Origin of the sequence: Aeromicrobium sp. (genome assembly GCF_025965075.1) — a bacterium.
Taxonomy (GTDB): Bacteria; Actinomycetota; Actinomycetes; order Propionibacteriales; family Nocardioidaceae; genus Aeromicrobium.
The window spans coordinates 1-12,119 of the sequence record NZ_JAOPXQ010000243.1 but is presented as its reverse complement, the minus strand read 5'-3'; the positions used below and the strand labels follow the sequence as shown (position 1 = coordinate 12,119).

The window sequence follows — 12,119 nt, the reverse complement described above, 5'->3', positions numbered from 1 at the left end:
TCCCGGTAGAACTCGCCGGTGAACGGGTTGAGCGAGCGCATGATGTCGGCGATGGTCCGGTAGCCGTGGTCCCCCTCATGCGGGGCGCGGGTGTTTTCCGCCTTGGCCAGCACGCCGGGGTTGGTTTCGGAGACCATCTTCTCGCAGTAGTCCACGCCGACGAGGTTCTCCTGGAAGATGTTGTGGTCGAACATGTACTCCGCCGCTTCACCCAGGTTGACGATCCACTCGCCCAGGTGGGGCGGCTTGACCCCGTACGCCATGTTCTGCGCGTAGCACGAGCAGGTCGCGTGGTTGTCCCCGCAGATCCCGCAGATGCGACTCGTGATGAAGTGCGCGTCGCGAGGGTCCTTGCCCTTCATGAAGATCGAGTAGCCGCGGAAGATCGAGCTGGTGCTCTGGCACTCCACGACCTCACGCTGCTTGAAGTCGATCTTGGTGTAGATGCCGAGGCTGCCGACGATGCGGGTGATGGGGTCCCACGCCATCTCCACCAGGTCGTCGCGACCTGTGCTCTTGGTCCGCTTGCCGCTGGGGATCGTCGACGTCATGACGCCCGCCTTTCTCTGTCGGGTCTACCAGGTGCGGGAGGCGCCGGTCGTCAGCGTCCTGCCGGGCTTGCGCCACTTGGGCTCCTTGTCGAGCGTGTGGGTCGTGATGTGCCGGAGGTGGCGCATCGTGCTGCCGTAGACACCCACGGCGTTGGTCGAGAGCTTGCTGCCGGGGGGCTCGTCCATGAACGGCATGAACTTGTCGGGGAAGCCGGGCATCGTGCAACCGATGCAGATCCCGCCCACGTTGGGGCAGCCGCCGACGCCGTTCATCCAGCCCCGCTTGGGGACGTTGCACTTCACAGCGGGTCCCCAGCAGCCGAGCTTGACGATGCACTTGGGCGAGCCGTACTCGGTGGCGAAGTCGCCCTGCTCGTAGTAGCCCGCGCGGTCGCAGCCCTCGTGGACGGTCTGGCCGAACAGCCAGGTCGGTCGTAGCGCATCGTCGAGCGGGATCATGGGGGCCTGGTCGGTGGCCATGTAGAGCAGGTAGGTCAGCGTCTCGGAGAGGTTGTCGGGCTGGATCGGGCACCCGGGCACGCACACGATCGGGATGCCGGCCTTGGACTTCCAGCCCCAGCCGAGGTAGTCCGGCACGCCCATCGCGCCGGTGGGGTTGCCGGCCATCGCGTGGATGCCGCCGTACGTCGCACAGGTCCCCGCCGCCACGACGGCCGTCGCCTTGGGGGCCAGCCGGTCGAGCCACTCGCTCGTCGTCACCGGCTGGCCGGTCGCCGGATCGTTGCCGAAGCCGCACCAGTAGCCCTCGTCGTGCAGCTGCTCGTTGGGGATCGAGCCCTCCACGACCAGCACGAACGGCTCCAGCTCGCCCCGGTCGGCCTTGAAGAACCACTCGAGGAAGTCGTCCGCACCGCCGTTGGGACCGCACTCGAAGTCGATCAGCGGCCAGTGCACGGCGATCTGCGGGAGCCCGGGAAGGGCGCCCAGGGCGATCTCCTCGATGCTGGGCTGGGTGGCGGCGGTCAGTGCCACCGAGTCCCCGTCACAGCTGAGGCCCGCATTGATCCACAGGACGTGGATCAGGGTGTCTTCGGCCTTCGTCGCTTCGGCTGTCGGCATCGTCGCCACGCTTCCCGGGGCGAACCATCTCCCCTGCATCGCTGGGGTCGTACCGTACGGCTCGCTTGCGCGATGCTAGCTCCAGCGATACGCCCCGCGTCTGGGGGTTAGTCAACCCTAAGGTGCGGCGGGGTCGCCGGCACAGGGCCGACGAGATCGCCCAGCCAGGCGAACCAGGCGGCAAGATTCTCCCCCGTCCGGGCCGAGACGATCATGATCTCGACGTCGGGATTCAGCCGCCGTGCATCGGCCGCGAAACGACCGGGGTCGAAGTCGACGTGGGGCAGCAGATCGAGCTTGTTGACCACGATCAGGTTCGCCGCCGCGAACATGTGGGGGTACTTCAGCGGCTTGTCGTCGCCCTCGGTCACCGAGATCACCACGACCTTGCGGTCCTCGCCCAGGTCGAACATCGCCGGGCAGACGAGATTGCCGACGTTCTCGATCACGACCAGGCTGCCGTCCGCGGGGTCGAGCTCGTCCAGCGCACGCCCGACCATCGAGGAGTCGAGGTGGCACCCGGCACCGGTGTTGACCTGCACGGCCCGGGCCCCGGCGGCACGGATCCGCTCGGCGTCGAACAGGGTCTCCTGGTCGCCCTCCACCACGAAGATCGGCACCGACAGCTCCGTGATGGTCCGCTCGAGCAGGGTGGTCTTGCCCGACCCGGGTGAGCTCATCAGGTTGATCGCGGTGATCGATCGGGCCGCCATCCGGGCCCGGTTCTCCGCGGCGAGACGGTCATTCTTGGCGAGGACCTTCTGCTCCAGCTCGAGGGTGTGGGTGCGCAGCCCGTCGGGCTCGTGGCCGTGGTCGTGCCCGTGCTCGTGCCGGTGCTGCTCGGCCCCGTGGGCCGGGGTCACCCGGATCTCGTCGGTCCCACATCCACATGTCGCGCACATGTCCCTCACCTCACCTCGACCGATGTCAGCTGCAGCTCGCGCCCGGCGACCACGTCGACGTCGGCGCTGCCGCACGAGCAGAGCAACAGCTGGTCCTCACTCTCCACCTCGCGTCCGCAGGAGCGACAGTGCACACGACCCGGGCACTCCTGGATCTCGAGGGTGGCGCCCTCGAGCGGGGTCCCTGCCACGGCCAGGTCGAAGCAGAAGGTCAAGGCGTCCGGTACGACGCCGGACAGCGTGCCGATCTGCAGCCTGACGACGGTCACGAGCCGCTCCCCGGTGCGTCCGAGGACGGCCTCGACGACGCTCTCCGCGATCGCCAGCTCGTGCATCGACACCCACCTCGTTCGGTTCCTTCACGATAGGTCGGCGGCCCATCCACGGCAACGAATGTCTGCGGGATCCCGTCGTCGCCGATGCGGTGTTCCGGCGGGACCGCATGACCCGGACGGGCCTATTGCCAGTGATTCGCTCTTGGGAAACGGTGGTGGGAACGCCGTTGCACGGAAGGTCCCAGATGCCAGCCCAGAGGTCAGCGCAGAGGTCAGCACGACGGGTCCCGGGCGACCGGTCCGCGAGGCGCCTCGAGCGTCCGGAGATCCTGACGCTCCTGTCGATGACCGGCTTCGTGCTGTTCCTGCACCTCCTGGGCTGGGGACTCCTCGCCCTGACCACGGCGAAGCACCTCGACCTCGGCAGCGCGGGGGTCTTCGGCGTGGGTCTCGGCGTCACGGCGTACACCCTCGGCATGAGGCACGCGTTCGACGCCGACCACATCGCGGCGATCGACAACACGACGCGCAAGCTGCTCGCCGACGGTTCCGACCACGGACGCCCCCTGACGGTCGGCTTCTGGTTCTCGCTGGGTCACTCCACGATCGTGTTCGGGCTGTGTGTCCTGCTCGCCCTCGGCATCCGGTCGGTCGGTCGGCAGGTCGACGACGACTCCTCGACCCTGCAGCAGGCCACGGGGGTCGTGGGGACGACGGTCTCGGGCGTGTTCCTGCTGGCGATCGGCCTCATCAACGCGGTCGTCCTGCTCGGCATCGTGCGTGTCTTCCGCAGGATGCGGCAGGGGGACTACGACGAGGCCGAGCTCGAGCAGCAGCTGCAGAACCGCGGGGCCATCAACCGGCTGCTCGGTGGGATCACGAGGCGCGTGCGCAAGCCACGACACATGTATCCGGTCGGGATCCTGTTCGGGCTGGGCTTCGACACGGCCACCGAGGTCTCGCTCCTGGTGCTCGCCGCGGGTGCCGCGACGTTCCACCTGCCGTGGTACGCCCTGCTGGTCCTGCCGATCCTGTTCGCCGCCGGCATGAGCCTGCTCGACGGCGTGGACGGTGTGTTCATGGGGCTGGCGTACGACTGGGCGTTCCTGAAGCCGGTGCGCAAGGTCTACTACAACCTGGCCGTGACGGGGCTGTCGGTCGTCGTCGCCCTCATGATCGGCGGCATCGAGCTCGTCGGGCTGCTGGGCGAGAAGGCCGGGATCGACCACGGCCCCGTCGGCTGGATCGGTGAGATCGACCTCGACCAGGTCGGCTACGCGATCGTGGGACTGTTCGTCCTGACCTGGGTCGTCGCCCTGACGATCTGGCGCGTCGGACGGATCGAGGAGCGATGGACCGAGGGCCTGGCCGGCTCCGCCCGGGACATCCCCATCCGGTAAGCGTGACCTAAGTTACACGCGGGGATCCTCGGGCGTAGGGTGAGACCGTGATCACGTTGTGAACCAAATCACAAGCGCACGATCACTCAGGTTCAACGCTCTGTCGGTAGAGGCCCGGGAGGTGCCGTGACGGCTTACACGCCGATGCTCGTGCTGGGTGGGCTGGCGGCCCTCTTCGCGATCGGAAGCATCGCGATCGCGCCGCTGACGGGCCCCAAGCGCTACAACCGCGCCAAGCTCGACCGCTACGAGTCCGGCATCGAGCCGAGCCCGCTGCCGGAGGGCGGCGGACGCATCTCGATCCGCTACTTCATCATCGCGATGCTGTTCATCGTCTTCGACATCGAGATCATCTTCCTCTACCCGTTCGCGGTCGCGTTCGACTCGCTCGGCTGGTTCGGACTGATCGAGATGTTCCTGTTCATGGTGACGGTGTTCATCGCCTATGCCTACGTCTGGCGCCGTGGAGGCCTCGAATGGGACTAGAAGAGAAACTGCCGAGTGGGGTCCTGCTGTCGACGGTCGAGGGACTCGCCGGCTACATGCGCAAGGCCTCGTTCTGGCCCGCGACCTTCGGGCTCGCGTGCTGCGCGATCGAGATGATGACGTTCGGCGCCCCGCGCTTCGACTCGTCGCGCTTCGGCATGGAGGTCTTCCGGCCCTCGCCGCGCCAGGCCGACCTGATGATCGTGGCCGGCCGGGTCAGCAACAAGATGGCTCCGGTCCTGCGCCAGATCTACGACCAGATGGCCGGACCCAAGTACGTGCTCGCGATGGGTGTCTGCGCCAGCTCGGGCGGCATGTTCAACAACTACGCGATCGTCCAGGGCGTCGACCACGTCGTCCCGGTCGACATGTACCTCCCGGGCTGCCCGCCCCGCCCCGAGATGCTGATCGACGCGATCCTCAAGCTGCACGACCAGATCCAGCACGAGAAGCTCGGCTCCAACCGCCTCGCCCAGATCAAGGAGGAGGAGAAGGTCGCCCTGCTCGCGACGCCGACCTCCGCGATGAAGGGCCTCATGCGATGACCGACGCGAAGGGCAACCAGGACGCCCGCGACGCGGGCAAGGTCACCCAGGACGCCTCGCACGAGGTGCAGGCCGAGCTCGTCCGGGCCGGCACGACCGAGCTCGAGGTCGTCGAGATCCGCGAGGGGGCGTTCGGCGCCCACGGCACCGGCGACACCAGCGGCTTCGGCGGCCTGACGCGGCCCGTCATGATGCCCGGCGCGAGCCAGAAGCCGTACGGCGGCTGGTACGACGAGGTCGCCGAACGGCTCGAGTCCGGCACGGGTCTGGCCGACGCGATCGAGAAGGTCGTCGTCGACCGTGACGAGATCACGTTCTACATCCGCCGCCAGCTGCTGCTGGAGACCGTGACGCACCTGCGCAACGATCCCGTGCTGCGGTTCGAGTTCTGCTCCAGCGTCTCCGGTGTCCACTTCCCGCACGAGACCGGCCGTGAGCTGCACGTCGCCTACCACCTGCTGTCGATGACCCACAACCGCCGCATCCGGCTCGAGGTCACGACCCCCGACGACGACCGGCACCTCCCCAGCGTCGTCCCGATCTACCCGACCGCCGACTGGCAGGAGCGGGAGACGTGGGACTTCTTCGGGATCATCTTCGACGGCCACCCCGGCCTGACCCGCATCCTCATGCCCGACGACTGGCCCGGTCACCCCCAGCGCAAGGACTATCCACTCGGTGGCATCCCGGTCGAGTACAAGGGCGGCACGATCGCACCGCCGGACCAGCGGAGGAGCTACTCATGACGCAGACGACAGATCCGTACGCCGGCACGACCGACTCCAGCGAGGGGCCGGTCTTCACCGTCACGGGCCAGGACTGGGACACGATCGACGCCTCGGCGGTCGAGGGTGACCACATGGTCATCAACATGGGGCCGCAGCACCCGTCGACCCACGGCGTGCTCCGCCTCGTGCTCGAGATCGACGGCGAGACGGTCCGCGACGCCCGCGCCGGCATCGGCTACCTGCACACCGGCATCGAGAAGAACATGGAGTTCCGCACCTGGACCCAGGGCGTGACCTTCTGCACCCGCATGGACTACGTCGCCCCGTTCTCCAACGAGGCCGCGTACGTCATGGCGGTCGAGAAGCTGCTCGGCATCGAGGCGCCCGAGAAGGCGCAGGCGATCAGAGTCCTGCTGCTCGAGCTCAACCGGATCTCCTCGCACCTGGTGTGCCTGGCGACCGGCGGCATGGAGATCGGCGCGCTGACGGTCATGACGTGCGGCTTCCGTGACCGCGAGCTGATCCTCGACGTGTTCGAGATGATCACGGGCCTGCGCATGAACCACGCCTACTTCCGCCCCGGCGGCGTCGCGCAGGACCTGCCCGACGGCGCGATCGAGAAGATCCGCTCGACGGTGTCGCTGCTCAAGAAGCGCCTGCCGGAGTACGCCGCGCTGTGCAACGCCAACCCGATCTTCAAGGGCCGGCTCAAGGGTGTCGGCCACCTCGACCTCGCCGGTTGCCTCGCGCTGGGTCTGACCGGGCCGGTGCTGCGCTCGACCGGCTATGACTGGGACCTGCGCAAGAAGCAGCCCTACTGGGGCTACGAGACGTACGACTTCGAGGTCGTGACCCGCAACGAGCCCGACGCCTACGGACGGTTCCGCGTGCGGCTCGACGAGATGTGGGAGTCGCTCAAGATCGTCGAGCAGGCGACCGAGCGGCTCGCCGTGATGGGTGGCAAGCCCGTCATGGTCGAGGACAAGAAGATCGCCTGGCCCGCGCAGCTCAGCGTCGGCGCCGACGGCCAGGGCAACTCCGCGGAGCACATCAAGCACATCATGGGCGAGTCGATGGAAGCGCTGATCCACCACTTCAAGATCGTGACCGAGGGCTTCCGGGTCCCGGCCGGCCAGGCGTACGCCGCGATCGAGGCGCCGCGCGGCGAGATCGGCTGCCACCTCGTGTCGGACGGCGGCACCCGGCCCTACCGGGCGCACTTCCGCGACCCGTCGTTCGTCAACCTGCAGGGCACCTCGGTGATGAGCGAGGGCGGCATGCTCTCGGACGTCATCGTCGCGATCGCCAGCATCGACCCGGTCATGGGCGGGGTGGACCGCTGATGGCACTCACCGACACGACGATGGTCGAGCTCCGGGAGCTCGGGGCCCGCTACCCGCAGGCGCGCAGCGCGCTGCTGCCGATGCTGCACCTGATCCAGTCCGTCGAGGGCAACGTCACCAACGAGGGCATCGAGGTGTGCGCCGAGCTCCTGGGCATCAGCGCCGCCGAGGTGTCGGGCGTCGCGACGTTCTACACGATGTACAAGCGCCGGCCGATGGGCGAGCACCACGTCGGGGTGTGCACCAACACCCTGTGTGCCGTGATGGGTGGCGACCTGATCTTCGAGCGGCTCAAGGGCCACCTCGACGTCGGCAACGACGAGACGACCGAGGACGGCAAGGTCACCCTCGAGCACATCGAGTGCAACGCGGCGTGCGACTTCGCCCCGGTCATGATGGTCAACTGGGAGTTCTTCGACAACCAGACCCCGGAGTCGGCGATCGAGGTCGTCGACCGGCTCCGCGCCGGCGAGTCGGTGCAGGCCACCCGCGGCGCCACGATCACGTCGTGGCGGGATGCCGAGCGGGTGCTCGCCGGGTTCGAGGACGGGCTCGTCGACGAGGGCCCGACCGCCGCCGGGGCGTCGCTCGTGGGCCTCGAGATCGCCGCCGAGCGCGGCTGGTCGGCCCCGTCGATCGACGAGGCGAAGCAGGCGTCGACCGGCCCGGACGGGGTCGCGACGACCAAGGAGGGTGCCGCCGAGCAGGCCGACACCTCCCGCGCCGAGACCGAGACCCAGATCGAGAAGTCGCCGACCGGTTCGGCCGAGGAGGACACCGATGACTGATCCGCTGACTCCTGTCCTCAGCGCGGACTGGGGCACCGACCGCGCGTGGACCCGTGAGGTCTACGAGAGCACCGGCGGTTACTCCGCCCTGCGCACCGCCCTCACGATGGCCCCCGACGACCTCATCACGATGGTCAAGGACTCCGGCCTCCGCGGCCGCGGCGGCGCGGGCTTCCCGACCGGGATGAAGTGGAGCTTCATCCCGCAGGACATCCCCAAGCCGAAGTACCTCGTGGTCAACGCCGACGAGTCCGAGCCCGGCACCTGCAAGGACATGCCGCTCATGATGGCGACGCCCCACACGCTGATCGAGGGCGCGCTCATCGCGGCCCACGCGATCCGCGCCGAGACGGCGTTCATCTACGTCCGGGGCGAGGTCCTGCACGTCGTCCGCCGCCTGCGCGCCGCGGCCCGCGAGGCGTACGAGGCGGGCTACGCAGGCACTGGGCTCAACGGCAAGGGGGTGCTGGACAGCGGCGTCAACATCGACCTGGTGATCCACGCCGGCGCCGGCGCCTACATCTGCGGCGAGGAGACCGCGCTCCTGGACTCGCTCGAGGGACGCCGCGGCCAGCCCCGCCTCCGCCCGCCGTTCCCCGCGGTCGAGGGCCTGTACGCCTGCCCGACCGTCGTCAACAACGTCGAGTCGATCGCGTCGGTCCCGTCGATCGTGCGCGGCGGCGCGGGCTGGTTCAACGCGTTCGGCACCGAGAAGTCCAAGGGCTACGTCATCTACTCGCTGTCGGGGCACGTCAAGCGGCCCGGGCAGTACGAGGCGCCGCTCGGCATCACGCTGCGCGAGCTGATCGACCTCGGCGGCGGGATGCGGGAGGGCAGCGAGCTCAAGTTCTGGACGCCCGGTGGCTCCTCGACGCCGCTGCTGACCGCCGAGCACCTCGACATGCCGCTGGACTACGAGTCGGTCGGTGCGGCCGGCTCGATGCTGGGCACCCGCGCGCTGCAGATCTTCGACCAGACGACCTCGGTCGTGCGGTGCGTCCTGCGGTGGACCGAGTTCTACAAGCACGAGTCGTGCGGCAAGTGCACCCCGTGCCGTGAGGGCACGTGGTGGCTGGTGCAGACGCTCAAGCGGCTCGACGACGGCCAGGGCAAGGAGGGAGACATCGAGCTCCTGCTGGACCTGTGCGACAACATCCTCGGCCGGTCCTTCTGCGCCCTCGGTGACGGCGCCACGAGCCCCATCAGCTCGGCGATCCAGCACTTCCGCGACGAGTTCGAGCAGGGCATGCACACGCCGTCGAGCGAGCTCTTCCCGCCGGCGGCGTCCACCCTCTTCCCCCAGGAGGTGTCCGCATGAGCATCAGCACCCCCGACGCCGGGCTGCCCGCCGACGTCGCGGCCCACGCCGAGCCGCCCGTCGAGCTCCTGACGCTGACGATCGACGACGTCGAGGTCAGCGTCCCCAAGGGAACCCTGGTGATCCGGGCCGCCGAGCTCGTCGGCACCGAGATCCCGCGCTTCTGCGACCACCCGCTGCTCGACCCGGTCGGCGCGTGCCGCCAGTGCCTCGTCGAGATCACCGACGCCGGCAACGGACGGGGCTTCCCCAAGCCGCAGGCCTCCTGCACGATCGAGGTCGCCGCCGGGATGGTCGTCAAGACCCAGGTCACGTCGCCGGTCGCCGAGAAGGCGCAGCGCGGCAACATGGAGTTCCTGCTGATCAACCACCCGCTGGACTGCCCGGTCTGCGACAAGGGCGGCGAGTGCCCGCTGCAGAACCAGGCGATGACCCACGGGCAGGGCGAGTCCCGGTTCATCGAGACCAAGCGGACGTTCCCCAAGCCGATCAAGGTGTCCGAGCAGGTCCTGCTCGACCGCGAGCGGTGCGTCCTGTGCGCCCGGTGCACCCGCTTCTCCGAGCAGATCGCCGGCGACCCGTTCATCGCCCTCGTCGAGCGCGGCCCGCAGCAGCAGGTCGGCATCTACGAGGAGCAGCCGTTCCACTCCTACTTCTCGGGCAACACGATCCAGATCTGCCCCGTCGGCGCGCTGACCAGCGCGGACTACCGCTTCCGCTCACGACCCTTCGACCTGGTGTCGACGCCGTCGATCGCGGAGCACGACGCGAGCGGCTCCGCGATCCGCATCGACCACCGCCGCGGCAAGGTCATGCGCCGCCTCGCGGGTGACGATCCCGAGGTCAACGAGGAGTGGATCACCGACAAGGACCGGTTCGCGTTCACCTACGCGACCCAGGGCGACCGGATCAGGACGCCGCTGGTCCGCAACGTCGCCGGTGAGCTCGAGCCGGCGTCGTGGCCCGCAGCCCTCGCGGTGGCCGCCAGGGGACTCGCGGCCGCCGACGGCCGGGTCGGTGTGCTGACCGGTGGCCGGCTGACGGCCGAGGACGCCTTCGCCTACAGCAAGTTCGCCCGCACGGTCCTGCGCACCAACGACATCGACTTCCGGGCCCGGGCCCACTCCGCCGAGGAGGCGCAGTTCCTGGCGTCCCACGTCGCCGCGACGCAGCTCGTCGTGAGCTTCGCCGACCTCGAGCGGGCCTCCACGGTCGTGCTGGTGGGCCTCGAGCCCGAGGACGAGGCCGGCAGCATCTTCCTGCGCCTGCGCAAGGCGGTCCGCCGCCACGGCGTCGAGGTCGTCGCGATCGCGAGCCACCGCACCCGCGGCCTGACCAAGCTGTCCGGCGAGCTCGTCCAGACGGTGCCGGGTGACGAGCCCGCCGCCCTGGCCGCGCTGCAGCTCGACGACCGGGCGATCATCCTCGCCGGTGAGCGGCTCGCCGCGGTCCCGGGAGCCCTCTCGGCCGCCGTCGCCGCAGCCGGCCGCAGCGGTGCCCGGCTCGCGTGGATCCCGCGCCGTGCGGGCGATCGGGGTGCCGTCGAGACCGGCTGCCTCCCGACGCTGCTGCCGGGTGGGCGTCCCGTCGAGGACACCGAGGCCCGCGCCGATCTCGCTGCGGCGTGGGGTGTCGACACGATCCCCGGCCGCCCGGGCCGCGACACGACCACGATCCTGGCCGACACCGCCGCCGGCACGCTGAGGGCGCTGCTGATCGGCGGCGTCGAGATCGCCGACCTGCCCGACCCGGCCGGTGCCCGCGGCGCCCTTGCGAAGGCCGACTTCGTCGTCAGCCTCGAGGTCCGTGAGAGCGAGGTCACCGCCGTCGCCGACGTCGTCCTGCCGATCGCCCCGACCGTCGAGAAGCCCGGCACGTTCGTCAACTGGGAGGGCCGCCTGCGCACGTTCGGCGCGGTCCTGCGCGAGCCGGGCTCGCTGACCGACATCCGCGTCCTGGCCGGCATCGCCGAGGAGATGGGGCGCCCGTTGGGCTTTCGCACCGTCGCCGGCGCGCACGACGCGATGACCGAGCTGGGCCCGTGGGACGGTGCCCGCGCGGCCGCCCCGACGGTCGAGCCCACGACGGTCGCACCTGCCAAGCGGACCGTCGTGCTCGACGCGTGGCGCCTGCTGGTCGACGACGGCCGCGGCCAGGACGGTCAGGAGCAGTACAAGGCCACCGCCCGGCCCGCGGTCCTGCGGGCCAGCGAGGCGACGCTCAAGGCGTTCGACGTCGAGCCCGGTGGACTCGCCACGATCTCGACCGAGGCCGGCAGCGCGACGTTCCCGACCCAGGTCGCGGACCTGCCCGCCGGTGTCGTCTGGGCGCCGGCCAACTCCGGTGTCAGCCTCAGGTCGGCGCTCGGTGCCGGCTTCGGCGACCGGGTCACGCTGAGCGGAGCCACGGCATGAGCGAGCTGTTCGGCAACGAGCCCTTCTGGGTCATCGCCCTCAAGTCGGTGCTGATCTTCGTCTTCCTGCTGGTCTACACGCTGTTCAACATCTGGTTCGAGCGTCGGGTCGTGGCCAAGATGCAGCACCGCAGCGGCCCCAACGTGCACGGCCCGTTCGGCCTCCTGCAGAGCCTCGCCGACGGCGTGAAGCTCGCGCTCAAGGAGGACGTCGTCGTCAAGGCGGCCGACAAGCTGGTCTACGTCCTGGCGCCGATCCTCGCGACGATCCCGGCGTTCCTGGCCTGGGC

The 12,119-nt window shown here is 69.4% G+C and carries 13 protein-coding genes; 9 read left to right on the top strand and 4 right to left on the bottom strand.

Annotated elements, in window-relative coordinates; translation table 11 throughout:
* The 4 genes from JWQ91_RS14545 to JWQ91_RS14530 all read right to left on the bottom strand — a co-directional run.
* The coding region (locus JWQ91_RS14545; protein ID WP_297785626.1) for a nickel-dependent hydrogenase large subunit at positions 1-551 on the bottom strand (551 nt) is incomplete at its 3' end.
* 24 nt (positions 552-575) lie between these two features.
* A complete protein-coding gene (locus JWQ91_RS14540) occupies positions 576-1,631 on the bottom strand; it encodes a hypothetical protein (protein ID WP_297785623.1) in 1,056 nt (351 codons plus the stop codon).
* 107 nt (positions 1,632-1,738) lie between these two features.
* Positions 1,739-2,494, bottom strand: a complete 756-nt coding sequence (hypB, locus tag JWQ91_RS14535; RefSeq protein ID WP_297785620.1) for a hydrogenase nickel incorporation protein HypB — start codon at positions 2,492-2,494, stop codon at positions 1,739-1,741.
* Between the two features lie 44 nt (positions 2,495-2,538).
* Complete coding sequence (locus JWQ91_RS14530) at positions 2,539-2,868, bottom strand: hydrogenase maturation nickel metallochaperone HypA (RefSeq protein WP_297785617.1); 330 nt, start codon at positions 2,866-2,868, stop codon at positions 2,539-2,541.
* A gap of 284 nt (positions 2,869-3,152) precedes the next feature.
* Between JWQ91_RS14530 and JWQ91_RS14525 the strand changes: the two genes are divergently transcribed.
* The 9 genes from JWQ91_RS14525 to JWQ91_RS14485 form a co-directional block, all read left to right on the top strand.
* On the top strand, positions 3,153-4,208 hold the full coding sequence (locus tag JWQ91_RS14525; protein WP_297785614.1) for a HoxN/HupN/NixA family nickel/cobalt transporter: 1,056 nt from the start codon (positions 3,153-3,155) through the stop codon (positions 4,206-4,208).
* A 126-nt stretch (positions 4,209-4,334) separates the two neighbouring features.
* Entirely contained in the window at positions 4,335-4,694 is a 360-nt protein-coding gene (locus JWQ91_RS14520; protein ID WP_297785611.1) for an NADH-quinone oxidoreductase subunit A, read from the top strand.
* The gene (locus JWQ91_RS14515) at positions 4,685-5,239 is read left to right on the top strand and encodes an NADH-quinone oxidoreductase subunit B (RefSeq protein ID WP_297785608.1); all 555 of its coding nucleotides are present in this window, start codon (positions 4,685-4,687) and stop codon (positions 5,237-5,239) included. Before JWQ91_RS14520 ends, JWQ91_RS14515 begins: the two co-directional genes overlap by 10 nt.
* Entirely contained in the window at positions 5,236-5,985 is a 750-nt protein-coding gene (locus tag JWQ91_RS14510) for an NADH-quinone oxidoreductase subunit C (RefSeq protein WP_297785606.1), read from the top strand. The genes JWQ91_RS14515 and JWQ91_RS14510 overlap by 4 nt, the downstream gene beginning before the upstream one ends.
* Positions 5,982-7,310 carry an NADH-quinone oxidoreductase subunit D gene (locus tag JWQ91_RS14505; RefSeq protein WP_297785604.1) on the top strand — a complete coding sequence of 443 codons (1,329 nt, stop codon included), beginning with the start codon at positions 5,982-5,984 and terminating at the stop codon, positions 7,308-7,310. Before JWQ91_RS14510 ends, JWQ91_RS14505 begins: the two co-directional genes overlap by 4 nt.
* A complete protein-coding gene (nuoE, locus tag JWQ91_RS14500) occupies positions 7,310-8,098 on the top strand; it encodes an NADH-quinone oxidoreductase subunit NuoE (protein WP_297785601.1) in 789 nt (262 codons plus the stop codon). The genes JWQ91_RS14505 and nuoE overlap by 1 nt, the downstream gene beginning before the upstream one ends.
* Positions 8,091-9,416, top strand: a complete 1,326-nt coding sequence (nuoF, locus tag JWQ91_RS14495; protein WP_297785598.1) for an NADH-quinone oxidoreductase subunit NuoF — start codon at positions 8,091-8,093, stop codon at positions 9,414-9,416. The genes nuoE and nuoF overlap by 8 nt, the downstream gene beginning before the upstream one ends.
* Positions 9,413-11,830 carry an NADH-quinone oxidoreductase subunit G gene (locus JWQ91_RS14490; protein ID WP_297785595.1) on the top strand — a complete coding sequence of 806 codons (2,418 nt, stop codon included), beginning with the start codon at positions 9,413-9,415 and terminating at the stop codon, positions 11,828-11,830. The genes nuoF and JWQ91_RS14490 overlap by 4 nt, the downstream gene beginning before the upstream one ends.
* Positions 11,827-12,119, top strand: a 293-nt coding sequence (locus JWQ91_RS14485) for an NADH-quinone oxidoreductase subunit H (protein WP_297785592.1), incomplete at its 3' end; no start/stop codon positions are given. The genes JWQ91_RS14490 and JWQ91_RS14485, both read left to right, overlap by 4 nt.

Bases quoted from the DNA above. Each gene is read 5' to 3' on its own strand.
- JWQ91_RS14525 (WP_297785614.1), top strand. From the start codon at position 3,153: ATGACCGGCTTCGTGCTGTTCCTGCACCTCCTGGGCTGGGGACTCCTC.
- JWQ91_RS14530 (WP_297785617.1), bottom strand. From the start codon at position 2,868: ATGCACGAGCTGGCGATCGCGGAGAGCGTCGTCGAGGCCGTCCTCGGA.
- JWQ91_RS14490 (WP_297785595.1), top strand. From the start codon at position 9,413: ATGAGCATCAGCACCCCCGACGCCGGGCTGCCCGCCGACGTCGCGGCC.
- JWQ91_RS14510 (WP_297785606.1), top strand. From the start codon at position 5,236: ATGACCGACGCGAAGGGCAACCAGGACGCCCGCGACGCGGGCAAGGTC.
- nuoF (WP_297785598.1), top strand. From the start codon at position 8,091: ATGACTGATCCGCTGACTCCTGTCCTCAGCGCGGACTGGGGCACCGAC.
- JWQ91_RS14505 (WP_297785604.1), top strand. From the start codon at position 5,982: ATGACGCAGACGACAGATCCGTACGCCGGCACGACCGACTCCAGCGAG.
- JWQ91_RS14515 (WP_297785608.1), top strand. From the start codon at position 4,685: ATGGGACTAGAAGAGAAACTGCCGAGTGGGGTCCTGCTGTCGACGGTC.
- JWQ91_RS14540 (WP_297785623.1), bottom strand. From the start codon at position 1,631: ATGCCGACAGCCGAAGCGACGAAGGCCGAAGACACCCTGATCCACGTC.
- nuoE (WP_297785601.1), top strand. From the start codon at position 7,310: ATGGCACTCACCGACACGACGATGGTCGAGCTCCGGGAGCTCGGGGCC.